Below are 21558 nucleotides of genomic sequence, written 5' to 3'. Positions count from 1 at the left end.
CGATTGTTTACCCTGCGTCTATCGTCATGCCGCCATTCGGAGTTCCTCATGCAACGCATCGACCATACCTTGCCATGGAGTCACCTGGGCACCGAACGCCGGCTCAGTGTGTTTCGTTACGGCCACGGCCCGCGCAAGGCCTACATCCAGGCCAGCCTGCACGCCGATGAACTGCCGGGCATGCGCACCGCCTGGGAGCTGAAGCAGCGGCTCAACGACCTGGAAGCCCAGGGCATGCTCAAGGGCGTGATCGAACTGGTGCCGGTGGCCAACCCCATCGGCCTGGATCAACACCTGCAAAGTGCCCACATGGGGCGTTTCGAACTGGGCAGCGGCAAGAATTTCAACCGTTCCTTCGTGGAGCTCAGCGCACCGGTGGCGCAGCGTATCGGTGAGCGCCTGGGCGACGATCCGGCTGCCAATATCACCTTGATCCGCCAGGCCATGACCGAGGTCCTCGATGACCTGCCGCCACCTCCCTCGCAACTCGAAGCGCTGCATCGCCTGCTGCTGCGCCACGCCTGCGACGCCGACATTACCCTGGATCTGCATTGCGATTTCGAGGCCGCTATCCACTTGTACGCCTTGCCGCAACAGTGGCCGCAATGGCGTTCCCTGGCCGCACGCTTGAAAGCGGGTGTGGCGTTGCTGTGCGAGGATTCGGGCGGCAGTTCGTTCGATGAATCCTGCTCCGCGCCCTGGTTGCGCCTGGCCAAGGCCTTTCCGGCGGCGGCAATCCCACCGGCGAACCTGGCGACAACGCTGGAGCTGGGCAGCATGGGCGATACCCGGGTGGAGCAGGCCCAGGCCAGTTGTGAAGCCATCCTCGGGTTCCTGGCCGAGCAAGGTTTCATCGCCGGGGAATGGCCGCCCGCGCCAGAGCAGTGCTGTGAAGGCTTTCCGTTCGAAGGCACGCAATACCTGTTCGCGCCGCACCATGGCGTGGTGAGTTTTCTGCGGGAGGCCGGCGAATGGGTGGAGCGGGGCGATCCGCTGTTTGAAGTGGTCGACCCTTTGGGCGATCTGGTCACCACCGTGCGGGCCGGCACCAGCGGTGTGTTGTTCGCCCTGGACCGTGGACGTTATACGCAGCCGGGTATCTGGCAGGCTAAAGTCGCCGGGCGTGAACCGATTCGTACGGGGAAATTGATCAACGACTGATAACTGCTGTCTACCTCACCGCACGCGCCTTGCCGTGCGGCTATCGAAACGATGGAGGAAGATCGATGTTCAAAGCGCTCGCCCTGTTTCTGTTGCTGGTCTCATCCGGGTTGCAGGCCCAACCCTCGTTGCACACGGACTTGCCGCTCAACTACCTGGCCCAAGTCGATGAGCACGCCCGGAACCGACCGCTGGTGATCTTCCTGCACGGTTCCGGTAGTAACGAGCAGGACCTGTTCGAACTCAAGGACGAGCTACCCCGGGACTACAACTACCTCTCGGTGCGAGCGCCGAAGAGCATGGAGCGGGACCGTTACCAGTGGTTCGCGAAAAAGGGCGACGGCGCTTATGACGGTGACACTTCGGACCTGAAGGCCAGCGGCCAAATGCTGCTGGACTTCATCGACAAGGCCCGGGCCAAATATTCGACCGATGCAAGCAAGGTCTACCTGGTGGGGTTCAGCCAGGGGGCGATGATGAGCTATGAAGTGGCCTTGCGACACCCTGAAGCCGTCGGCGGCATTGCCGCGATGGGTGGGCGGGTCCTGTCGGTACTGCGGGCAGAGCTGGCCCCCGACGAGTCGCGACGAACACTGGCGGTGTTCATCGGTCATGGCACGGCAGACCCGATCATCCCGTATCACGATGGCACCGAGGCCAACAGCTTTCTGAAAACGCTGGCGCTGGAACCGGAATTCCATGCCTACCCGGGCGTCGGCCACAGCATCAGTGCCTTGGAGATCCAAGACCTGCGGGCCTGGCTGGAGCGGCTTAATCCCTGATCACTATTAAGTCCCTGTGGGCGAAACCCTGTGGGAGCTGAGCTTGCTCGCGATAGCGGTGGGTCAGCTTGCATCGATGCCATGTGGGCCGACGCCATCGCGAGCAAGCCCGGCTCCCACAGGGTTCGGCGACGAACTTAGATGTTGCGGACACCCAGGTCCACTGTGGCCCCCGGGGCGCTTATTGACCGCTGGCGATCTGTTTCACCAACGCTACATGACCTGCCTTGTCGCTGGCCCGGGAAATGATTTGCACCGCCGCCATGCGCGTGCCGGAGGCAGCCAGCAAGGTGCTGTCGAGGGTCGGTCCACCGCCCTGGGTCGCCTGGGTGTCGAGCTGTCGCAGGCCCAGGCCGGTGCCTTTTTGCTTCAGGCTTTTTTCGCTGAGAATCTTGGCGTCCGGCAGGGACTTGAGGCGCTGAACGGCGAAGTCGGCCACGGTGGTGTCGAGGAACGCACCATCGTCATCCTTCACATTCGCCCCGTTGATGATGACGTTTTCCGCTGCGATCACCACGGTCTTGCTGGTGGCATTGCTGTACATCGTCCCCGTCGCCCCGGCGGTGCCCTGGGCAGCCTCGCCGGGGGGCAAAGGCGTCGCCGTGAAGCCCTTGGGCAAGGTGAAGATGAACTTGCCGCCGAGCATCGATACCTTCTGCGCCGGCGCATCACTGGCAGGTTTGGCCGGGGCCGCCTGGGCGGATGCCACGACCAGGCTGGCGATGGCACCCAGCAACAGGGCGGCGGCTTGTTTACTCAGCAATGACATTGAAACTCTCCACGGATGGTCGCGCTTGAAGGCCGATCATCCCATGGGCGTCGCACCGGACTCCAGCGCCTGTGCCGAAGAGGCGTCATTTCAGCGAAAGGAGTGTGGTAACGCCGGAGCACTCCCCCAGGATTGGGGCGTCTGGGCTAACGTCATCGCGAGCAAGCTGCTCCCACAGTGGGGCGGTGTGGGTCTCGCCATTGGGTTCGACAGCCCCGGTGGGAGCGAGCTTGCTCGCGATGGCAGGCGGTGCCTGGGAAACCTCAGTCGGGTTCCACGTCCAGTTGCAGGCTGTCATCAGCCAGGCGTTCGGCTCGCCGGACAATGCCGCTGATGCGTTTGCCTTCGGCGCTGAACACCACGATCTGGGCCTTTTCCAGATCCGTCGGCAATGGCGGGCGCACGTGCAGCGCGAACCAGGGCGGTTCGCCGTCGTCGAGGCGTTTGACATCGAACTGGCAGTGGACGCTTTTGGTTTCGCGACCAAATAGCGTGTCGAGGCCGTAATCAATATGAGTGCTGTCGGCAGCAGCGGGTGCGAGGCGCATCGGCAGTCTCCTGGCTGGATAAGCGGGGGTGATGTTCAAGTGATCCCTCCAGAAATGGAAAATTCCATCTGATGGGCTGGGGGGAATCGCCCCAGCCTGTTGTATGGGCGAATGCTCGGCGCGGCACTGAGTCGGTGGCGTTGCTGCTAGAATCGGCCAATTGACTGAATAGAGGTATGCCCATGAGCGAGCCGATTCGCCTGACCCAGTACAGCCACGGCGCCGGTTGCGGCTGCAAGATTTCGCCCCAAGTGCTGGAAGTGATCCTGGCCGGCAGTGGTGCGCAGAACCTCGATCCGAAGCTGTGGGTCGGCAATGCTTCTCGCGACGACGCGGCGGTGTACGCCATCGACGAGGAGCGTGGAGTGGTTTCGACCACCGATTTTTTCATGCCGATTGTCGATGATCCCTTCGATTTCGGCCGCATCGCTGCCACCAATGCCATCAGCGACATCTATGCCATGGGCGGTGACCCGCTGATGGCCATCGCGATTCTCGGCTGGCCAGTCAACGTGTTGGCCCCGGAAATCGCCCGGGAAGTGATTCGCGGCGGTCGTTCCGTGTGTGACGAGGCCGGTATCCCCCTGGCGGGCGGGCACTCGATCGATGCGCCTGAGCCGATGTTCGGCCTGGCGGTGACAGGCCTGGTGCAAAAGCGCCACATGAAGCGCAACGACACAGCCACCGCCGGTTGCCGCTTGTACCTGACCAAGCCCCTGGGCATCGGCATCCTCACCACGGCGGAAAAGAAGGGCAAGCTGCGCGCCGCCGATGTTGGCCTGGCCCGTGACTGGATGTGCACCCTCAACAAGCCTGGCAGCCGCTTCGGCAAGCTCGACGGCGTGACCGCGATGACCGATGTCACCGGTTTCGGCCTGCTCGGGCACTTGGTTGAAATGGCCGACGGCAGCCAACTGACCGCGCGTATCCGCTATGACGCGGTGCCGCGTTTGCCAGGCGTCGAGTACTACCTCGACCTGGGCTGCGTGCCGGGCGGAACGCTGCGCAACTACGACAGCTACGCCAGCAAGGTCGGTCGGGTCCAGGAACTGCACAAGCGCGTGCTGTGCGACCCGCAGACCAGCGGTGGTTTGTTGATTGCCGTCACCCCCGAAGGCGAGGACGAGTTCCTGCGGGTGGCCGCTGAACTCGGTCTGGCGCTGGAACCCATCGGCGAGTTGGTCGAGCGACAGAGTCACGCGGTCGAGGTGTCTTGATGAGCCATGACATCACCGATTACCGCGACATCTTCCTCAATGATTTACCGATGATGGACACGCGCGCCCCGGTGGAATTCATCAAGGGTGCCTTTCCCGGCGTGGTCAATTTGCCGTTGATGACCGACAACGAACGGCAACGCGTCGGTACCTGTTACAAGCAGCAGGGGCAGCAGGCCGCCATCGTCCTGGGCCATCAACTGGTGTCCGGCGAGACCAAGGCCCAGCGCATCCAGGCTTGGGCCGCGTTCGCCAAGGCCCACCCCGAAGGCTTGCTGTATTGCTTTCGCGGCGGCTTGCGTTCGCAGATCGTCCAACAGTGGCTCAAGGACGAAGCGGGCATCGACTACCCTCGGGTTGGCGGTGGCTACAAGGCGATGCGCACGTTCTTGCTGGACACCCTCGAGCAGGCAGTCGCCCAGTGCGACCTGGTGCTGTTGGGTGGCATGACCGGTACCGGCAAGACCCAAGTGCTGGGCCAACTGGGCAACAGCCTGGACCTGGAAGGGTATGCCAACCATCGCGGTTCGAGCTTCGGCAAACGCGCCACGGGCCAGCCGTCCAACATCGATTTCGAGAATCGCCTGGCCGTGGACGTGCTGAAAAAGCGCGCCGCCGGTATCGGGCAATTTGTGCTGGAAGATGAGAGCCGTGCGGTCGGTAGTTGCGCCTTGCCGCTGTCCTTGTATCAGCGCATGCAACAGGTTCCGATGGTCTGGCTGGAGGACAGCGTGGAGCGTCGGGTCGAGCGGATCCTGCAGGATTACGTCATCGACCTTTGCGCGGAATTTGTCGCGGTGCACGGCGACGAAGGCTTCTCGCTGTTTGCCGAGCGACTGCTGGCAAGCCTGGACAACATCCACAAACGCCTGGGCGGCGACCGCCACCGACGCCTGAAGGACATCCTGGAAGCCGCCTTGGCCGAACAGGCCAACAGCGGCGCCGTCGATTTGCATCGCGGGTGGATCGAAGGTCTGTTGCGTGAGTATTACGACCCGATGTACGTGTTCCAGCGGGAAAAGAAAGGGCTGCGGATCGAGTTCTCGGGGGAGCAGGCGGCGGTGCTGGAATATCTGCGGGAGCGGGCGGCCCGGGGCGGTTGACCACAGGTTCCATATCCACTGTCAATCCCTGTGGGAGCGGGCTTGCTCGCGAAAGCGGTGGATCAGTTGACGAGGATGTTGACTGTGCCATCGCCTTCGCGAGCAAGCCCGCTCCCACAGGGAATACCGCCTGATTATGTCGGGCAGGTCTCCTGGCCATTATCCAACCCTTGCTTATAGCTCTGGCTGGTGAGGCTGGCCTTGCCGTTGTGCCAGGTGAGGGTCAGCACATACAGCGAGTCGAAGTCTCCCGAGGCCCAGTCATCGGTAATGGTCTGCTTCTTGCCCAAGGCCTCCCCGGCGACTTCGTTGATCAGCTCCGGCAGGTAACCATGGGACCAGGCGGTATAGATGGTGGCGTTGTGGTACTTGTCGTCCAGCAGTTCATCAGCCAGGTCGCTGGTGTCGTTGGCCGAATAATTGATGTTCACCGGCAACCCGAGCTTGATGGCGCTGGGGCTGATGGTCATCAGCGGGCGAATGTAGCTGTAGGAGTTGTCCAGCTCGCCCTCCTCGACATTGCGGGTAGGGTTGGCCGCGAACACGTAATCGGCCTTGCCGAATTTTTCCGGCAACAGGGTGGCCAGGTCGATGGCGCGGTTGAGGCCCTGGCAGTTGAGCTGGCCCAGGCCGCCGGCGGGTTTCTCCGCGTGGCGCAGGAACACCAGGGTCTGTACACCGTCGGCTGGCTGGGCACGGCTGACGCTGGACTCCAGCGACAACACCAGGCCACAGACCACAAGCAGCGTCGGCAGCATCAGCCACGAACGGTGTTTGAAACGTCTGGCGAAATTCAGTGGGTTCATCATCGAATAAATAGTCTTCGGCACGCGTGAGTCAGGCTGACAAACCCTGGCACCGCGAGGCGCCGGGCTTCGGGTGTTTTCCCTGTCGTTACGCCTCGTCGAATCCTCGGGGGCATTGCTCAGAGTCCCTTTGAGCGCTTTGGTTCGATTTCGGTGCACTGTAGCGATCTCCGTCAGGAGATGGGACAAACGTTAACGACAGGATGTTGCGAAATTAAGAACGGACGAGGTGAATTCCGTGACGGGCAGTGATGCCGTGCCCTACATCTTGGATTATCCTCGGGCTTTCTTTCATTTCCGAGCCGACCCCATGCCCGACTTGACCCCGTTCCCCATCACCGAAAAATGGCCCGCCCAATACCCTGAGTGGCTCCAGCTCTACTCGCTGCCTACCCCCAACGGCGTGAAGGTCTCGATCATGCTGGAGGAGATCGGCCTGCCGTACGAGCCTCACAAAGTGGACTTCGCCAGCAACGACCAGTTGTCGCCCGAGTTCCTCTCCCTGAATCCCAACAACAAGATCCCGGCGATTCTCGATCCCCATGGGCCGGGGGACCAGCCGTTGGCGCTGTTCGAGTCGGGGGCGATCCTGATTTACCTGGCAGACAAGAGCGGGCAGTTGCTGGCCCAGGAATCGGCGGCGCGCTACGAGACGATCCAGTGGCTGATGTTCCAGATGGGTGGGATCGGGCCGATGTTCGGGCAGTTGGGGTTCTTCAACAAGTTCGCCGGCAAGGACTACGAGGACAAGCGGCCGCGGGATCGGTATGTCGAGGAGAGCAAGCGTCTGCTCAAGGTGCTCGATGGCCGTCTGCAAGGCCGGGACTGGATCATGGGCGAGCGCTACACCATCGCCGATATCGCCACGTTTCCCTGGGTGCGCAACTTGATCGGTTTTTATGAGGCCGGTGATCTGGTGGGTATCCAGAACTTCCCCAATGTGACGCGGGTATTGGAGCGCTTCCTGGCGCGACCGGCTGTGGCGCGCGGGTTGAAGATTCCGGAATGAGTGGCCCGACGTCCCGCCGTTTCGATTACAAACAACTGGATGTGTTCAGCGATGTGCCGCTCAAAGGCAATCCACTGGCGGTGGTGCTGGGGGCCGACGGGCTCAGTGACGGGCACATGGCGGCTTTTGCCAATTGGACCAACCTCAGCGAAACCACGTTCCTGTTGGCGCCGCGGCACCCGGAAGCCGATTACCGGGTGCGTATCTTCACCACCTTGACCGAGTTGCCGTTTGCCGGGCATCCGACCTTGGGCAGTTGTCACGCCTGGCTGGAAGCCGGCGGCGTGCCGAAAGGGCAGGAGATCGTGCAGGAGTGCGGCGTCGGCCTGGTCAGGATTCGCCGCAGCGATCATGGGTTGGCGTTCCTCGCGCCACCCTTGCTCAAGTCCGGTCCGCTGGACGCCGAGCTGCTGGAGCGGGTGCGCAAGGGGCTAGGGCTTGCCGCGGAGGCGATTGTCGAGGCGCAATGGGTCGATAACGGTGCCGGTTGGCTGGCGGTGATGCTCAAGGATCGCCAGCAGGTGCTGACGCTTGAACCCGATTACCCGCAGTTGCTGGATCTGGCCGTGGGCGTGATCGCACCTTGGAATCGGGCCGTGGATGGCGATGAGGCCCAATTTGAAGTGCGCGGTTTCATCGCCGGTGATGGCATGCCCGAGGATCCGGCCACCGGAAGCCTGAACGCCGGGCTCGCGCAATGGATGCTGGGCAAAGGCCTGGCGCCGGCGACCTACGTGGTCAGCCAGGGACTGACGATGGGCCGGGCCGGGCGCATTCATGTCGAGCAGGTGGGGGATGAAGTCTGGATTGGCGGCGCAGTCGTGACGTGCATCAATGGCTCGTTGACCTTGTGAGGCGATTATTGCTCGGCTGGTAACACTCTGTTTTCCAGCAGGCGTTTGTGCCCTGGCTGGCCAGGGCATAAGCTTTGCGCTCTGTGATCGAGCACCCTTTTTTGCCCAGGAGTCCCATGTCCAGCCAGTTCCCCGAAGCACGTCCACGCCGCCTGCGTCGCAATGCAAGCTTGCGCAGCCTGTTCCAGGAAACCGAATTCACCTTGAACGACCTGGTGCTGCCGATTTTCGTCGAAGAAGAAATCGATGATTTTGTGCCGATCAAGAGCATGCCCGGCGTGGTGCGCATCCCTGAATCGAAGCTGGCCAGTGAGATCGAGCGCTATGCCCGTGCTGGCATCAGGTCGGTAATGACGTTTGGTGTGTCCCATCACTTGGACAACGACGGCAGCGACACTTGGAGCGAGCGCGGCCTGGTGTCGCGCATGGCCGGGATCTGCAAGGACGCGGTGCCGGAAATGATCGTGATGTCCGACACCTGCTTCTGTGAATACACCGATCATGGTCATTGCGGCGTCCTCCACGACGATGAAGTGGACAACGACCGGACCTTGGTCAACCTGGGCAAGCAAGCCGTGGCGGCGGCCCGCGCCGGTGCCGATGTGATCGCGCCGTCGGCAGCCATGGACGGGCAGGTACAGGCGATTCGCAAGGCCCTGGATGACGCCGGTTTCAGCCAGACGGCAATCATGGCCTATTCCACCAAATTCGCTTCGGCGCTCTATGGCCCGTTCCGCGAGGCCGGCGGTAGCGCGCTCAAAGGCGACCGCAAGAGCTACCAGATGAACCCGATGAACCGCCGCGAAGCCTTGCGCGAATCCCTGCTCGACGAGCAGGAAGGTGCCGATGCGCTGATGGTCAAGCCGGCCGGTGCCTACCTCGATATCATCCGCGACATTCGCCAGGCTTCGAACCTGCCGCTGTCGGCGTATCAGGTCAGTGGCGAATACGCGATGATCAAATTCGCCGCCCAGGCCGGTGCCATTGACGAGGCCCGCGTGGTACGCGAGAGCCTTGGTGCCATCAAGCGGGCGGGGGCGGATTTGATTTTCACTTACTTCGCCATGGATCTGGCACTGAGCGGGATCTGATCCGCCTGCATCAATGATGCCAATGCCGCCGCCTTCGCGAGCAGGCTCGCTCCCACAATGGTTTTGGGTTGGATGGGAAATCCAGGCACACCGCCGTTCTCCTGTGGGAGCGAGCCTGATCGCGATAGCGGTGGGTCAGTTGATATCAATGCCGCATGTGCCGCCGCCTTCGCGAGCAAGCCCGCTCCCACATTGGGCATAGCCCGCATTCACTTTTGATCGTATGGTTGCTCCGGAACAACAAACCCGATGGAGCCCCATGCAATTCGACCGATTGATGATCAGCCTCGCGGCGTTGCTGGCCCTGGCCGGTTGCGGTAGTCGTCAGGCCCAGGAGCCCGAGCGCCAACCCGCTGAGGTCAAGAAGCAGATCGTGCAATTATTGCCGGCCAAGACGACGGATCGCCAAGGTTGGGCGACTGACATCTACGTGGCCTTTGCGGCCCAGCAGATTCCGTCCACGACGCAGAATATCTGTGCGGTCCTGGCGGTGACCGAACAGGAGTCGACGTTCCAGGCCGACCCGCCAGTGCCGGGGCTGGGCAAGATCGCTCGTCAAGAGATCAACCGCCGGGCGGCGAAGGTGCACATTCCGGAGCTGTTGGTCAGCGGCGCGCTCCAGGTGCGTTCGCCCAATGGCAAAAGCTACAGCGATCGACTCAATGCGGCGCGTAGCGAGAAAGAGCTGAGCGGGATTTTCGATGATTTCATCGGCATGGTGCCGCTGGGCAAGACGCTGTTCGGCGGTTTCAATCCGGTGCACACCGGTGGCCCGATGCAGGTGAGCATCGCGTTTGCCCAAGCCAATGCGCGGGATTACCCCTATACGGTGGATGGTTCGATTCGTCGCGAAGTGTTCAGTCGCCGTGGCGGGATGTACTTCGGTATCGCGCATTTGCTGGGTTATCCGGTGAGCTATAGCGAGCCGTTGTATCGTTTCGCCGATTTCAACGCCGGGTGGTACGCCAGTCGCAACGCGGCTTTCCAGCATGCGGTCAGCGTGGCGTCGGGCATTTCCCTGGCGCTGGACGGCGATCTGGTTGCCCATGACTCGATCATGCCGGGCAGCACGGAGCTGGCGGTTCGCACGCTGGGCAAGTCGTTGGGGATGCGCAACCCGACCATTCGCGATCAGTTGGAGCAGGGCGATAGCCTGGCGTTCGAGGACAGCAAGCTCTACAAGCGGGTGTTCGAACTGGCTGAGCGCGCCGAGGGCAAGCCGTTGCCGCGGGCGATATTGCCGGGGATCGTGCTCAAGAGTCCGAAGATCACGCGCAAGCTGACCACGGCGTGGTTTGCCAAGCGGGTGGATGAGCGTTATCAGCGCTGCATGGCGCGGGCGGCGGGGCGTTAGCAGATGTCGGGGCATGAAAAAACCCGGTGGATGAGGCCGGGCTTTTAAGGGGGAGTCGTCTTGATGGGTGTGTCGGGCGGGCTACGCAGCGGCTTGTCGATCATTGCGGCCGCTGCGCGCCCGAGCGGGAGCAAGCTCCCTCGCCACGGGGTGTGTTGCCTATGACTTGCGTTGTTTTCAGGCATTACGGTCAAGCAAATCATGCGTGGTTTTCGATCAGGCGATCAGAGCCACCTTCGGCAACGCGGCGTTCCAGCAGGCGGTCGGAGCCACCTTCAGCTACGCGGTTTTCGATCAGGCGATCAGAACCACCTTCGGCTACACGGCGTTCCAGCAGGCGATCAGAACCACCTTCAGCTACGCGGTTTTCGATCAGTCGGTCGGAGCCACCTTCGGCTACACGGCGTTCCAGCAGTCGATCAGAACCGCCTTCGGCGACGCGGTTTTCGATCAGGCGGTCGGAGCCACCTTCGGCTACACGGCGTTCCAGCAGGCGATCAGAACCACCTTCAGCTACGCGGTTTTCGATCAGGCGATCAGAACCGCCTTCGACGACGACGGGTTGCGAGGAGGCGGCGAATACGTTGGCGGCCAGTACGGAGAAAGCGAGGCTGAGGATGACTTGGCGTTTCATGATGGTGTGCTCCGGGGGTGCAGTGGTTTGTGTGGGGGCATTGTTGTCCCGGGCGATCATCAAGAGAACTTCATTGGCATGATGGTGAACATCGACGGCAGTGATAGCTCGATGTCGGTTGATCCAATGAGGGTGTCCCCCTGGCGTGCGCGTCGTCCTTCGGGTGGAACACTGCCAGGTTTGCAGGTTCTACCGGGTAACCCACAGGCAGGAGGCAAGCTCATGTATCAGTTATTCGGTCACAGGCAATCCGGCTCGTCGGCGGTAGAGGTGGCACTGGACCTTTGTGATGTGGCTTATCGGCGGGTCGATGCCTATTCGACGGAAGAAAGTGAAGCAGCGAAAGAGCTCGAGGCCCTCAACCCCCTGAAGCAGGTTCCAACGCTGCAACTGCCAGATGGCTCGGTGCTGACCGAGGCATCGGCGATTCTGATTCACCTCGGGCTGACCTTTCCCGCCTCGAAGCTGCTCCCTGACGACGCAGCCCAACGTGCGCAAGCCATACGAGGCCTGGTTTACATCGCGGCCAACTGCTACACCCCCATCGGCATCATCGATTTTCCGGAGCGCTGGCTGGACGATGCGGACGAAGAGACTCGGCAGCGCTTGGTATCAGGTACCCAGCAACGGCTCTACCGCAACTGGGCGCTGTTTGCCGACCAATTCCCGGCCCAACCGTTTCTCGGCGGTGCCGAGCCGGGGGCGTTGGATATCCTGGCGGCTGTGATCACCAAGTGGAGAAATACGCGAGAGGCGATGCTCAACGCCCGCCCGCAATTCTACGGATTGTTGGAGCGCATCGACCGCCATCCACGCGTGGCGCCGATACTGTCGCTGCATTGGCCGTTGTAGGAGCTGCGATCTTTCCCCTGACGCTTGAATCTCAAGCGAAAGATCGAAAGATCGCAGCCTCGCTTCGCTCGACAGCTCCTACAGATCAAGGACAGCCTTTGCGTACAGCCGCCTGCTCGACAAGGTCGACAAATTGCCGGACGTTCTGCTGATGGGCTGTCACCAGGTCGTCGATACTGGCGCCCGACGGTGTCTGCAGGCTGCTGCGACAAACGAGGGGGCGGGTATCGCCGCCCAGGCTTCGTAGCCGCCATTGCACGTCCATGCGGGCGTAGCGGCCCGGAATCGAGTCAAAGCGCTGCACATCCACCCGCAGCGATGATTTCGGCGCGCCAGGGTTGCTCAGTTGTTCGTCCAGGCTGCTGTGCAGTTCATCCGCCAGGCTGGCGCCCCACCATTCGGTTTCGAGGATCGCCAACCCGCTGCTGCCTTGGCGAATGACCATCTGGGTGCGATCCACCTGGGGGGGAACGCTCACTTGTTCGATCTGGATGTCCATGCCAGAGCGTGACTGGCCTGCCGGCTGAACCGGGCTCAGGGTGTGGTAATGAATCGGATCGCTGCGACAGGCGCCGAGCAGCAGGGCCACGGCAACCAGGGAGAGTTTTAGCGTCAGTGGCATGGGGCGGGCTCCTGTGATCATTCTTTCACCGGCAAGGTAAGGTTCTGTGCCGGTGCGTCCTTGGGCCGGCCGCGAAGCAGCGATTCGGGGTGGCGACTCAGGTAGTCCGACAGCTCGCGCAACGAGCGCGACATGCGGCCCAGGTCGTCCAAGGTCTGGGTCAGTTGTTCACGCTGCGGCGAGTCTTCGGCCAGGGTCGAGTTGGCCGATTGCAGGGTTTTGCTGACGTCCTGCAAGGTGCTTTGCACGCCGGGCAAGGTCTTGCTGTTGAACTGGGCCAGGCCTTTGCGCAACTCCACCAGATTGCCATCCAGGTTGCCGGCGATGCTCTCCAATGGCAGTTTGTTGATCCGCTCGACCATCGTCTGCAGTTGTTCCTGCAATTGCTGCAGGCTGCCCGGGAGGGTTGGAATACGCACGGGGCGGGCGCTGGGGTCGAAGGCGACTTTTTCGGCCTTGGGGTAGAAGTCCAGCGAGATGTACAACTGCCCGGTCAGCAGGTTGCCGCTGCGGGCCTGGGCGCGCAGGCCGCGCTCGACAAAGCTGCCGATCAGGCGGGCACCGGCGGCTTCGTCTTCCGGATCGTGGTTGAGCGACTTGAGCAGTTTTTCATGGGCCTTGCCCAGGCGCTGAGGGTAGATCACCACGCCGACGTTGACCGGAAAGCTGCGTTGTTTCTCATCGAAATCCAGGTTGATGGCCACCACCCGGCCGACTTCAACGCCGAGGAACTCTACCGGTGCACCGACTCGCAACCCGCGCAGTGCCTGGTCAAAACGCAGGGCCAGGTATTGTCCCTTGCCGTCGGGTGGGGCGAGGGCGCTCTGCTGGTCGGCAAACAATTCGAAGGTCTTGTCTTCGCTGGCAATGGTGTCGTTTGGACTGTATTCCGGTGCCCTGAACGCGATGCCGCCAAGCAGCAAGGCCGAGAGCGACTCGGTCTTGACGGCGAACCCGTTGGCGCCGACGTTCACGTCCACGCCGCTGACGTTCCAGAACCGGGTGTTTTCGGTGACGTACCGGTCGTTGGGCGCGTTGACGAACACGTCGATGTCGACGCCTTTGCCGTCGGCGTCCAGTGCATAGGACACGACCTGGCCCACCGGGATCTTGCGCAGGTACACCGGTGAGCCAATGTCCAGCGAACCGAGGTCCTGGGAGTGCAGGGTGAAGCGTTTGCCCGGTTCGCCATAGGTGATCGGCGGCGGGGCTTCCAGGCCGGTGAAGGATTTGGCGCGCACTTTCGACTGGCCAGCGTCGGCACCGATGAAATCGCCGGACAGCAGCGTGTCGATTCCCGAGATCCCACCGGCACCGATACGCGGCCGTACGACCCAGAACACCGAGTCTTCGTGGGTGAAGGTGTCGGCGGTCTTGGCGAGCTTGACGGTGGCGGTGACGTTCTTCTGGTCTTCACTCAATTGCACGTCGGTGACCTGGCCAATCACCACGTTGCGATATTTCACTTGGGTCTTGTTGGCGGTCAGGCCTTGGCCGGTCTTGAAGGTGATGGTGATCGTCGGGCCCTCCTGCAGCCAGTTGTTGACCACCAGGGAAATGCCCACCAGCACCGCGATGATCGGCACGATCCACACCAGCGATACCGTCCAGCGACGGGTGCTGACGTGAGCCCGACCGGGTGCGGGTTGTTGCCCGTCAGTGACTTGCGACTTCATCCATGGTCTCCTCGGAAGGTTGGGTGTCCCAGATCAGCCGGGGGTCGAAACTCATGGCCGACAACATGGTGAACAGCACCACGAGGCCGAAAAACAGGATACCCGGTCGCGGTTCGATATCGCTCAGTGCCTGGAACTTGACCAGGGCCGCCACCAGGGCCACCACCAGCACGTCGAGCATCGACCAGTAGCCGATGACTTCCACCAGTCGGTACAGCTTCGCCCGTTGGACCTGGGCCCAGGTGCTGCGCCGCTGTGCGGTCACCAGCAGCAGGGTCAACACGACGAACTTGATGCCGGGCACCGCGATGCTGGCGATGAAGATGATCAGGGCGATGTCCCACGCGCCGCTTTGCCAGAACTCGATGACGCCGCTGATGATCGTGCTGTCGGCGCCCTCGCCGAGCATCTGGGTGTTCATGACCGGAAGCAGGTTGGCCGGGATGTAGAACACCAGCGCGGCGAGCATGTAGGCCCAGGTGCGGGTGATGGCGTCGGGTTTGCGGCGATGCAGGGGAGCGTCGCAACGGGGGCAGGTATCGGGTTCGTCGGTCATGTCGCAGGCCAGGCCGCAACTGTGGCACAGGCACAGGTTCAGGTCGCGGGCCTCGGGCGGGGTGTCCAGCGGCTGGCCGCTCATAGGCTGTCCCACAGGTCGCGGACATCACGCCCGGCAATGCGGATCATCAACAGGCTCAAGGCCGCGAGGGCGAACAGGCCGATGCCCGGCAGCACGTCCAGCAGGCCGGCGAGCTTGATCACCGCCACCAGTGCGCCCAGCAGGCACACCTCCAGCATGCTCCAGGGCCGCAGGGTTTCCAGGCTGCGCATGCACAGGGCGAACCCCGGCGCCCGCCGCTGGAGGTAGGCATGGCCCAGGACCCAGAGCAACAGCGCCAGCTGGAAGGCCGGCGCAATGATGATTGCCACCGCTGTCACCAGGGCGATGAAAGTGATGGGGCCCTGGCTCAGCGCCACGATGGAATCCCACAATGTCGCGCTGTTGCTCAGGCCCTGGAGGCGGATGCTCATCACGGGATAAATGTTGGCGAAAGCCCACAACACCGCGGCCGTCACGCTCAAGGCCAGGCGCTGTTCGATGGTCAGGCCGTTGTAGCGCTGGATCACCGCGTGACAGCGCACGCACGCGGCTTTCTGGTGCGGAGCGAGCACAACCGGCTCGTACACCGCATCGCAATGTTCACAAATGATCAGTCGGTCGGTGGCGGCCATCGGGATGCTCGCAGGAACAACCCCTTCAATATAGAAGTGTGTTGAGAATGAGCAACCCGTTGCGACGGATCATTCGCCGCGAATGTATTGCTCCAGTTGTCGGATCAGGTCGGCCTGTTCGGCGATGGCTTCCTTGACCAGGTCACCGATGGACAGCAGCCCGACGAGTTTGCCGTCTTCTACCACCGGCAAATGCCGCAAGTGCTTCTCGGTCATGATGCTCAGGCAGGTCTCGACATTTTGGTGCGGGTCGATGGTGATCACCGGGGAGACCATGATGTCGCTGACCTTCGTGCCCACCGACGAGCGCCCGTGCAGGACCATTTTGCGCGCATAGTCGCGCTCGCTGATGATCCCCAGCACCTCATCGTTCTTCACCACCAGCAAGGCGCCGACATTTTTCTCGGCCATGCGCATCAGGGCCTGCAATACCATGTCGTCCGGTGAGATGGTGTGCACTTGCTGGTTCTTCTCGTCTTTTATCCGGAGCAACTGCGCGACGGTTTTCATGGGGAGCCTCGGGTGTTGTTTTTGCAGGTGGTTAAAGCATCGTAGACCCAACGGCGCAGAGCAAGCGGTAAAGCGGCGGCCAATCGTCCAAAAACGTCATTGCCGGTAAATTCACCACCGAAGTGGCGCCATGCACCCTGTGGCGAGGGAGCTTGCTCCCGCTGGGCTGCGCAGCAGCCCCGGGTTGTTGGCATTCGCCCGATATACCGAGGTGGTCGGTTTTGGGGCTGCTTCGCACCCCAGCGGGAGCAAGCTCCCTCGCCACAAAAAGCAGGTGGGTGTCAGTTAAGCAGGTGGGTGGTGTGTCAGTTGGTCAGGTGAAGTCCCCCCGCCACAGGTAGAATCGTCGCCTACGCAAAATTCGAGGTTGCAGCGGTGGATCTACAGCAGGGCTTCGTCCTGACCCGGCATTGGCGCGACACCCCGGCCGGCACCGAAGTCGAGTTCTGGCTGGCGACCGACGCCGGTCCCCGGCGCGTGCGCCTGCCGATGCAAACGTCGGTGGCCTTTGTGCCGCAGGTCCAGCGCGGCCAGCTCGAAGCCTTGCTGCAAGGGGAGAAGGATATCGAACTGCGCCCCCTGGACCTGCTGGATTTCGAGCATCGCCCGGTGCTGGGCCTGTATTGCCAGCAACATGCCCAGCTGATGCGCCTGGACACCACCTTGCGCCGCGCCGGTGTGGAGGTGTTCGAAGCGGACGTCAGGCCGCCGGAGCGCTACCTGATGGAGCGTTTCATCACCGCCCCGGTCTGGTTCGGCGGTACCCCGGCCGCGGATGGCCTGCTGGTCGATGCCCAGATGAAACCGGCGCCCGATTACCGTCCACCGTTGCGCCTGGTGTCCCTGGACATCGAAACCACCGCCCAGGGCGAGTTGTATTCCATTGCGCTGGAAGGCTGCGGCGAGCGCCAGGTCTACATGCTCGGGCCACCTAACGGCGACGATACCGGCGTGGACTTCCAGCTGGAATATTGCGAATCGCGCACGCTGCTGCTGAAAAAACTCAACGATTGGTTCGCCCGTTTCGACCCCGACGCGATCATCGGCTGGAACCTGGTGCAGTTCGACCTGCGGGTGTTGCATGAACATGCCCGGCGGCTGGCGGTGCCGTTGCGCCTGGGGCGCGGTGGCGAAGAAATGCAATGGCGCGAGCACGGCGCGCGCAACAACCACTTCTTCGCCTCGGCGGCCGGTCGGCTGATCATCGACGGCATCGAGTCCTTGCGCTCGGCCACTTGGAGTTTTCCGTCGTTCAGCCTGGAAAATGTTGCCCAGACGCTGCTGGGGGAGGGCAAGTCCATCGACAACCCGTACCAGCGCATGGACGAGATCAATCGCATGTTCGCCGAGGACAAGCCGGCCCTGGCCCGCTACAACCTCAAGGACTGCGAGCTGGTGACGCGGATCTTCGCCAAGACCGAACTGCTCAAGTTCCTCTTGGAGCGGGCCAGCGTCACCGGCCTGCCAGCGGACCGCAGCGGTGGTTCGGTGGCAGCCTTCACGCACCTGTACATGCCGCTGATGCACCGCCAGGGTTTCGTTGCCCCCAATCTTGGCCAGCGCCCGCCCGAGGCCAGCCCGGGCGGGTTTGTCATGGACTCTCAACCGGGGCTCTACGAGTCGGTGCTGGTGCTGGACTACAAAAGCCTGTATCCGTCGATCATCCGCACCTTCCTGATCGACCCGGTGGGCTTGATCGAAGGGCTGCGCCACCCTGATGACCAAGAGTCGGTACCCGGTTTTCGCGGGGCGCGCTTCTCCCGTACTCGGCACTGCCTGCCGGCCATCGTCGCGCGGGTCGCCGAAGGCCGGGAAACCGCCAAGCGCGAACACAATGCGCCGCTGTCCCAGGCGTTGAAAATCATCATGAACGCATTCTATGGCGTGCTCGGCTCCAGTGGCTGTCGCTTCTTCGACACGCGCCTGGCTTCGTCCATCACCCTGCGTGGCCACCAGATCATGCAGCACACCCGCCAGTTGATCGAAGCCCAGGGGCATTCGGTGATCTACGGCGATACCGATTCCACTTTCGTCTGGCTGCGCCGTGCCCACGGTCAGGAGGAGGCGGCCAGGATTGGTCGCGAGCTGGTGGCGCACGTCAACCAATGGTGGCGTGAACAGGTGCGTGCCGAGTTCGGGCTGGAAAGCGCGCTGGAGCTGCAGTTCGAAACGCATTTCAAGCGCTTCCTGATGCCGACCATCCGAGGTGCCGAGGAGGGCAGCAAGAAACGCTACGCCGGACTGGTGACTCGCGCCGACGGCAGCGATGAAATCGTCTACAAGGGTTTGGAAACCGTGCGGACCGATTGGTCGCCGCTGGCCCGGCAGTTCCAGCAGGAGCTGTACGGGCGGATCTTCCACCGCAAGCCCTACCAGGACTATGTGCGCGATTATGTGCAGCAGACCCTGTCCGGTGCCTTCGATGAGCGGCTGGTCTACCGCAAGCGCCTGCGTCGACCGCTGGACGACTATGAACGCAACGTCCCGCCCCATGTACGGGCCGCGCGGCTGGCCGATGAGTTCAACCAGCGCCAGGGCCGTCCGCGGCAATACCAGAATGGCGGCTGGATCAGTTATGTCATCACTGTCGCTGGTCCCGAACCGCTGGAAACCCGCAGCGCGCCAATCGATTACGACCACTACGTGACCAAACAGCTGCAGCCGGTGGCGGACGCGATCCTGCCGTTTGTGGACGATGACTTTTCAACGTTGGTGGGGGGGCAGATGGGGTTGTTCTAACGGCTGTCGTTTGCGAGGCGCCGGACTGCTTTTGTGGCGAGGGAGCTTGCTCCCGCTCGATTGCGCAGCGATCGCAAGGATAGTGGGGCCGCTACGCGACCCAGCGGGAGCAAGCTCCCTCGCCACAAAAAGCGTTTGATTTGCGAGGACTACACCATCGCCAACCGCTGCTTGCCCTGGGGCTGGGGAAAGATCAGGTCGAGGGCGGCCAGGTCCTGGGGCTCGAGCCTGAGGTTGGCCGCTTCGGCATTCAGGCGCACATGCTCAGGCTTCACCGCCTTGGGAATGGCAATCACGTTGTCCTGGCGCAGTAACCAGGCCAGTGCTATCTGGGCCGATGTTGCGCGATGGCGCTCGGCAATTTGCCCCAGGGTGTGATCCTTGAGCAAGTGCCCGCCCTGGCCGACAGGGCAGTAAGCCATGATCGGCATGCGTCGGTGCTGGCACCAAGGCAGTAGGTCGAATTCGATGCCGCGTTCCTGCAGGTTGTACAGCACTTGATTGGTGGCGCAGGCCGGAGAAGCCAGCTCCTCAAGGTCATCGACGTCAAGGTTCGACACCCCCCAACGGCCGATCTTGCCTTCTTCGCGCAGACGCTCGAACGCTTCGACGGTTTCTTCCAAGGGGTACTGGCCGCGCCAGTGCAACAGGTAAAGATCAATGTAATCGGTATCGAGCCGGCGCAAGCTGCGTTCGCAGGCCAGGGGAATGCCTTTGCGGCTGGCGTTGTGGGGATAGACCTTGCTCACCAGGAACACCTGGTCGCGCAAGCCGGTGATCGCTTCGCCGACGACGGTCTCGGCACCGCCTTCGGCATACATCTCTGCAGTGTCGATCAGGGTCATGCCCAGTTCGATCCCTAACCGCAGGGCGGCCACTTCTTTTTTGTGATGGGACGGTTCTTCACCCATGCGCCAGGTGCCCTGGCCAATGACCGGTACGGACACACCCGCCAATTCCAGCGTCCTCATGACTCTCTCCTGTTGTGCTGATCCATCATCCAATGGACAGCAGGATAGTAGGAGCTGGCGAAGCCTGCGATCTTTTGATTTTTCGCTCCAGACTCAATTGTCTGGGGAGAGATCGCAGCCTCGCTTCGCTCGACAGCTCCTACCGGTGTTGCGCAGCTTTTCTATTTCGTGGAGAACTTCAATACCATCGTCTGGGTGTAGGTCTGGCCCGGATCAAGCCGCGTCGAAGGGAAGTCCGGCTGATTTGGCGAGTCGGGGTAATGCTGGGTTTCCAGGGTGAACGCGCCCCAATGCGGATACACCTTGCCTTGCTTGCCCTTGACGGTGCCGTCGAGGAAGTTGCTGGTGTAGAACTGCACGCCAGGCTCGCTGGTGTAGAGCTGCAGGAGTCGTCCGGACTGCGGGTCATGCACCTCGGCGGCCAGTTTGTCCACATCGCCCTTGGCATCCAGCACCCAGTTGAAATCGAAGCCGCCCTGTTTCGGTTCGGCGAACTTGAGTTGTGGGTGATCAGCCTTGATGTGCGTGCCGATGGCGGTGGGCTTGGTGAAATCCATCGGTGTGCCGGCCACGGGGGCTAGCTCGCCGGTAGGGATGAGTTTGCCGGTGACCGGGGTGTAACGGGCCGCCTGCAGGGTCGCGACTTGTTTGAGAATGTCACCGTTGCCTGCACCCGCCAGGTTGAAATAGCTGTGGTTGGTCAGGTTCAACACGGTCGGCTTGTCGGTGGTGGCCTTGTAGTCGATGCGCAGCTCGTTCTTGTCGTTGAGGCTGTAGGTGACATCCGTCTTCAGGTTGCCGGGAAAGCCCATTTCGCCGTCCGCCGACAGGTACGTCAGGGTCACGCCCACCGAATCCTTGTCATTGCTCGGTTCGGCTTTCCAAACACGTTTGTCGAACCCTTGTGGCCCACCGTGCAAGGAATTGTCCTTGTCGTTCTGCGGCACCTGGTAACGCTTGCCATCCAGCTCGAACGCCCCACCGGCCAGGCGATTGCCAAAGCGGCCAATGGTCGCGCCGAAATACACGCTGCCGTTCTTCTGGTAGCCCCGCACATCGTCGAAGCCGAGCACGACATCAGCGGTCATGCCGTTTTTGTCCGGCACGATCAGCGACTGGAGGATCCCGCCGTAGGTGATGACGGTCGCCTCGATGCCGTGGCTGTTGCGCAGGACAAATTTCTCAACCGCGGTGCCGTCGTCGGTCTTGCCGAAGGCAACGCGTTCATTGGTCAGGCCGGCGGCCTGGGAGGAGGTGGCAATCATCAGAGAGACTCCGAGGGCCGTGAGCAGATGTCTGGATTCAAGCATGGTGTGACCTTCCTTCCTGTTGTTTTGTTGTTGTTTTAACGCGGTCGAGTCCGTTACTTGGTCGGACAACGATGAAGGTTTTTCTGTTCAGTAGTCTTTCTATTTACGGCTAGGAAATGGATTTATAGCTATAAATCGGGATTTATCAATTAAAAAGTAAGACTAATTGAGCGAAACGAGGCTTGCCCAAGCGAACGCTTTCACCTCGGGCGTCGCACTTTTGCGGTTTTTACAGCTCTATCCTTGGCCTGGAAGCGGCGACCCCCATCGCTTCCCCATGCCTAGATTGAGACTCGATGGCCGGTGTTTTTTCTTCT

The 21558-nt window shown here is 61.9% G+C and carries 21 protein-coding genes; 10 read left to right on the top strand and 11 right to left on the bottom strand.

Features of this window, described 5'->3' with window-relative positions:
* Window positions 1-48 precede the first annotated feature (48 nt).
* Both J3P88_RS19860 and J3P88_RS19855 read left to right on the top strand, forming a co-directional pair.
* On the top strand, window positions 49-1161 hold the full coding sequence (locus tag J3P88_RS19860; protein WP_434571147.1) for a succinylglutamate desuccinylase/aspartoacylase family protein: 1113 nt from the start codon (window positions 49-51) through the stop codon (window positions 1159-1161).
* A gap of 65 nt (window positions 1162-1226) precedes the next feature.
* A complete protein-coding gene (locus tag J3P88_RS19855; RefSeq protein WP_434571145.1) occupies window positions 1227-1943 on the top strand; it encodes an alpha/beta hydrolase in 717 nt (238 codons plus the stop codon).
* 181 nt (window positions 1944-2124) lie between these two features.
* On the opposite strand, the gene J3P88_RS19850 is transcribed toward J3P88_RS19855, so the two are convergent.
* Window positions 2125-2712 (bottom strand): hypothetical protein, encoded by a 588-nt coding sequence (locus J3P88_RS19850; protein ID WP_186730093.1) that lies wholly within the window; start codon window positions 2710-2712, stop codon window positions 2125-2127.
* A gap of 263 nt (window positions 2713-2975) precedes the next feature.
* Window positions 2976-3260: a hypothetical protein gene (locus J3P88_RS19845; protein WP_186710061.1), complete on the bottom strand. Its 285-nt coding sequence runs from the start codon at window positions 3258-3260 to the stop codon at window positions 2976-2978.
* Window positions 3261-3442: 182 nt separating this feature from the next.
* Between J3P88_RS19845 and selD the strand changes: the two genes are divergently transcribed.
* Together selD and mnmH are read left to right on the top strand one after the other, a co-directional pair.
* Window positions 3443-4477 (top strand): selenide, water dikinase SelD, encoded by a 1035-nt coding sequence (gene selD / locus J3P88_RS19840; protein ID WP_186710062.1) that lies wholly within the window; start codon window positions 3443-3445, stop codon window positions 4475-4477.
* On the top strand, window positions 4477-5580 hold the full coding sequence (mnmH, locus tag J3P88_RS19835; RefSeq protein ID WP_434571142.1) for a tRNA 2-selenouridine(34) synthase MnmH: 1104 nt from the start codon (window positions 4477-4479) through the stop codon (window positions 5578-5580). Before selD ends, mnmH begins: the two co-directional genes overlap by 1 nt.
* Before the next feature lie 134 nt (window positions 5581-5714).
* Here the strand turns inward: mnmH and J3P88_RS19830 are convergent, their stop codons facing one another.
* Window positions 5715-6389 (bottom strand): histidine phosphatase family protein, encoded by a 675-nt coding sequence (locus J3P88_RS19830; RefSeq protein WP_411387534.1) that lies wholly within the window; start codon window positions 6387-6389, stop codon window positions 5715-5717.
* Between the two features lie 307 nt (window positions 6390-6696).
* Here J3P88_RS19830 and J3P88_RS19825 point away from each other — a divergent pair, with 307 nt between their 5' ends.
* The 4 genes from J3P88_RS19825 (at window position 6697) to J3P88_RS19810 (ending at window position 10694) form a co-directional block, all read left to right on the top strand.
* Window positions 6697-7395, top strand: a complete 699-nt coding sequence (locus J3P88_RS19825; RefSeq protein WP_434571140.1) for a glutathione binding-like protein — start codon at window positions 6697-6699, stop codon at window positions 7393-7395.
* Window positions 7392-8249: a PhzF family phenazine biosynthesis protein gene (locus J3P88_RS19820; RefSeq protein WP_434571138.1), complete on the top strand. Its 858-nt coding sequence runs from the start codon at window positions 7392-7394 to the stop codon at window positions 8247-8249. The genes J3P88_RS19825 and J3P88_RS19820 overlap by 4 nt, the downstream gene beginning before the upstream one ends.
* A 116-nt stretch (window positions 8250-8365) precedes the next feature.
* Entirely contained in the window at window positions 8366-9340 is a 975-nt protein-coding gene (hemB, locus tag J3P88_RS19815; RefSeq protein WP_434571136.1) for a porphobilinogen synthase, read from the top strand.
* 259 nt (window positions 9341-9599) lie between these two features.
* The gene (locus J3P88_RS19810; RefSeq protein ID WP_186710864.1) at window positions 9600-10694 is read left to right on the top strand and encodes a DUF1615 domain-containing protein; all 1095 of its coding nucleotides are present in this window, start codon (window positions 9600-9602) and stop codon (window positions 10692-10694) included.
* 199 nt (window positions 10695-10893) lie between these two features.
* Here J3P88_RS19810 and J3P88_RS19805 read toward each other — a convergent pair whose 3' ends face one another.
* Window positions 10894-11328, bottom strand: a complete 435-nt coding sequence (locus J3P88_RS19805; protein WP_434571134.1) for a phage infection protein — start codon at window positions 11326-11328, stop codon at window positions 10894-10896.
* Between the two features lie 222 nt (window positions 11329-11550).
* Between J3P88_RS19805 and J3P88_RS19800 the strand changes: the two genes are divergently transcribed.
* Entirely contained in the window at window positions 11551-12180 is a 630-nt protein-coding gene (locus J3P88_RS19800; protein ID WP_186708663.1) for a glutathione S-transferase family protein, read from the top strand.
* An 85-nt stretch (window positions 12181-12265) separates the two neighbouring features.
* Here the strand turns inward: J3P88_RS19800 and J3P88_RS19795 are convergent, their stop codons facing one another.
* The 5 genes from J3P88_RS19795 to J3P88_RS19775 all read right to left on the bottom strand — a co-directional run bounded on the left by J3P88_RS19795 (window position 12266) and on the right by J3P88_RS19775 (window position 16221).
* Window positions 12266-12802 (bottom strand): PqiC family protein, encoded by a 537-nt coding sequence (locus J3P88_RS19795; protein WP_434571132.1) that lies wholly within the window; start codon window positions 12800-12802, stop codon window positions 12266-12268.
* A gap of 17 nt (window positions 12803-12819) precedes the next feature.
* Window positions 12820-14478 carry an intermembrane transport protein PqiB gene (locus J3P88_RS19790; RefSeq protein WP_186730088.1) on the bottom strand — a complete coding sequence of 553 codons (1659 nt, stop codon included), beginning with the start codon at window positions 14476-14478 and terminating at the stop codon, window positions 12820-12822.
* Window positions 14459-15118, bottom strand: coding sequence for a paraquat-inducible protein A (locus J3P88_RS19785; protein WP_186708494.1), 660 nt, complete (start codon window positions 15116-15118; stop codon window positions 14459-14461). The genes J3P88_RS19790 and J3P88_RS19785 overlap by 20 nt, the downstream gene beginning before the upstream one ends.
* On the bottom strand, window positions 15115-15711 hold the full coding sequence (locus J3P88_RS19780; protein WP_186708496.1) for a paraquat-inducible protein A: 597 nt from the start codon (window positions 15709-15711) through the stop codon (window positions 15115-15117). The genes J3P88_RS19785 and J3P88_RS19780 overlap by 4 nt, the downstream gene beginning before the upstream one ends.
* A gap of 69 nt (window positions 15712-15780) precedes the next feature.
* Window positions 15781-16221: a CBS domain-containing protein gene (locus J3P88_RS19775; protein WP_030138503.1), complete on the bottom strand. Its 441-nt coding sequence runs from the start codon at window positions 16219-16221 to the stop codon at window positions 15781-15783.
* Between the two features lie 375 nt (window positions 16222-16596).
* Between J3P88_RS19775 and J3P88_RS19770 the strand changes: the two genes are divergently transcribed.
* Entirely contained in the window at window positions 16597-18960 is a 2364-nt protein-coding gene (locus tag J3P88_RS19770; RefSeq protein WP_434571129.1) for a DNA polymerase II, read from the top strand.
* Window positions 18961-19109: 149 nt separating this feature from the next.
* Here J3P88_RS19770 and J3P88_RS19765 read toward each other — a convergent pair whose 3' ends face one another.
* Window positions 19110-19931, bottom strand: coding sequence for an aldo/keto reductase (locus J3P88_RS19765; protein ID WP_186708516.1), 822 nt, complete (start codon window positions 19929-19931; stop codon window positions 19110-19112).
* 161 nt (window positions 19932-20092) lie between these two features.
* Window positions 20093-21241, bottom strand: coding sequence for an aldose epimerase family protein (locus J3P88_RS19760; RefSeq protein WP_434571127.1), 1149 nt, complete (start codon window positions 21239-21241; stop codon window positions 20093-20095).
* Between the last annotated feature and the right edge of the window lie 317 nt (window positions 21242-21558).

Source organism: Pseudomonas sp. Z3-6 (assembly GCF_051131985.1).
GTDB classification, from domain to species: domain Bacteria; phylum Pseudomonadota; class Gammaproteobacteria; order Pseudomonadales; family Pseudomonadaceae; genus Aquipseudomonas; species Aquipseudomonas zanjanensis.
Note: the sequence above shows the minus strand (reverse complement) of the source record. Positions and strands in the feature narration are given on the sequence as shown.

Bases quoted from the DNA above. Each gene is read 5' to 3' on its own strand.
- J3P88_RS19790 (WP_186730088.1), bottom strand. From the start codon at position 14,478: ATGAAGTCGCAAGTCACTGACGGGCAACAACCCGCACCCGGTCGGGCT.
- J3P88_RS19855 (WP_434571145.1), top strand. From the start codon at position 1,227: ATGTTCAAAGCGCTCGCCCTGTTTCTGTTGCTGGTCTCATCCGGGTTG.
- J3P88_RS19775 (WP_030138503.1), bottom strand. From the start codon at position 16,221: ATGAAAACCGTCGCGCAGTTGCTCCGGATAAAAGACGAGAAGAACCAG.
- J3P88_RS19860 (WP_434571147.1), top strand. From the start codon at position 49: ATGCAACGCATCGACCATACCTTGCCATGGAGTCACCTGGGCACCGAA.
- J3P88_RS19795 (WP_434571132.1), bottom strand. From the start codon at position 12,802: ATGCCACTGACGCTAAAACTCTCCCTGGTTGCCGTGGCCCTGCTGCTC.
- J3P88_RS19765 (WP_186708516.1), bottom strand. From the start codon at position 19,931: ATGAGGACGCTGGAATTGGCGGGTGTGTCCGTACCGGTCATTGGCCAG.
- J3P88_RS19850 (WP_186730093.1), bottom strand. From the start codon at position 2,712: ATGTCATTGCTGAGTAAACAAGCCGCCGCCCTGTTGCTGGGTGCCATC.
- J3P88_RS19820 (WP_434571138.1), top strand. From the start codon at position 7,392: ATGAGTGGCCCGACGTCCCGCCGTTTCGATTACAAACAACTGGATGTG.
- J3P88_RS19845 (WP_186710061.1), bottom strand. From the start codon at position 3,260: ATGCGCCTCGCACCCGCTGCTGCCGACAGCACTCATATTGATTACGGC.
- J3P88_RS19800 (WP_186708663.1), top strand. From the start codon at position 11,551: ATGTATCAGTTATTCGGTCACAGGCAATCCGGCTCGTCGGCGGTAGAG.
- J3P88_RS19825 (WP_434571140.1), top strand. From the start codon at position 6,697: ATGCCCGACTTGACCCCGTTCCCCATCACCGAAAAATGGCCCGCCCAA.
- mnmH (WP_434571142.1), top strand. From the start codon at position 4,477: ATGAGCCATGACATCACCGATTACCGCGACATCTTCCTCAATGATTTA.
- J3P88_RS19760 (WP_434571127.1), bottom strand. From the start codon at position 21,241: ATGCTTGAATCCAGACATCTGCTCACGGCCCTCGGAGTCTCTCTGATG.
- J3P88_RS19810 (WP_186710864.1), top strand. From the start codon at position 9,600: ATGCAATTCGACCGATTGATGATCAGCCTCGCGGCGTTGCTGGCCCTG.
- J3P88_RS19805 (WP_434571134.1), bottom strand. From the start codon at position 11,328: ATGAAACGCCAAGTCATCCTCAGCCTCGCTTTCTCCGTACTGGCCGCC.
- J3P88_RS19785 (WP_186708494.1), bottom strand. From the start codon at position 15,118: ATGAGCGGCCAGCCGCTGGACACCCCGCCCGAGGCCCGCGACCTGAAC.
- J3P88_RS19780 (WP_186708496.1), bottom strand. From the start codon at position 15,711: ATGGCCGCCACCGACCGACTGATCATTTGTGAACATTGCGATGCGGTG.
- hemB (WP_434571136.1), top strand. From the start codon at position 8,366: ATGTCCAGCCAGTTCCCCGAAGCACGTCCACGCCGCCTGCGTCGCAAT.
- selD (WP_186710062.1), top strand. From the start codon at position 3,443: ATGAGCGAGCCGATTCGCCTGACCCAGTACAGCCACGGCGCCGGTTGC.
- J3P88_RS19830 (WP_411387534.1), bottom strand. From the start codon at position 6,389: ATGATGAACCCACTGAATTTCGCCAGACGTTTCAAACACCGTTCGTGG.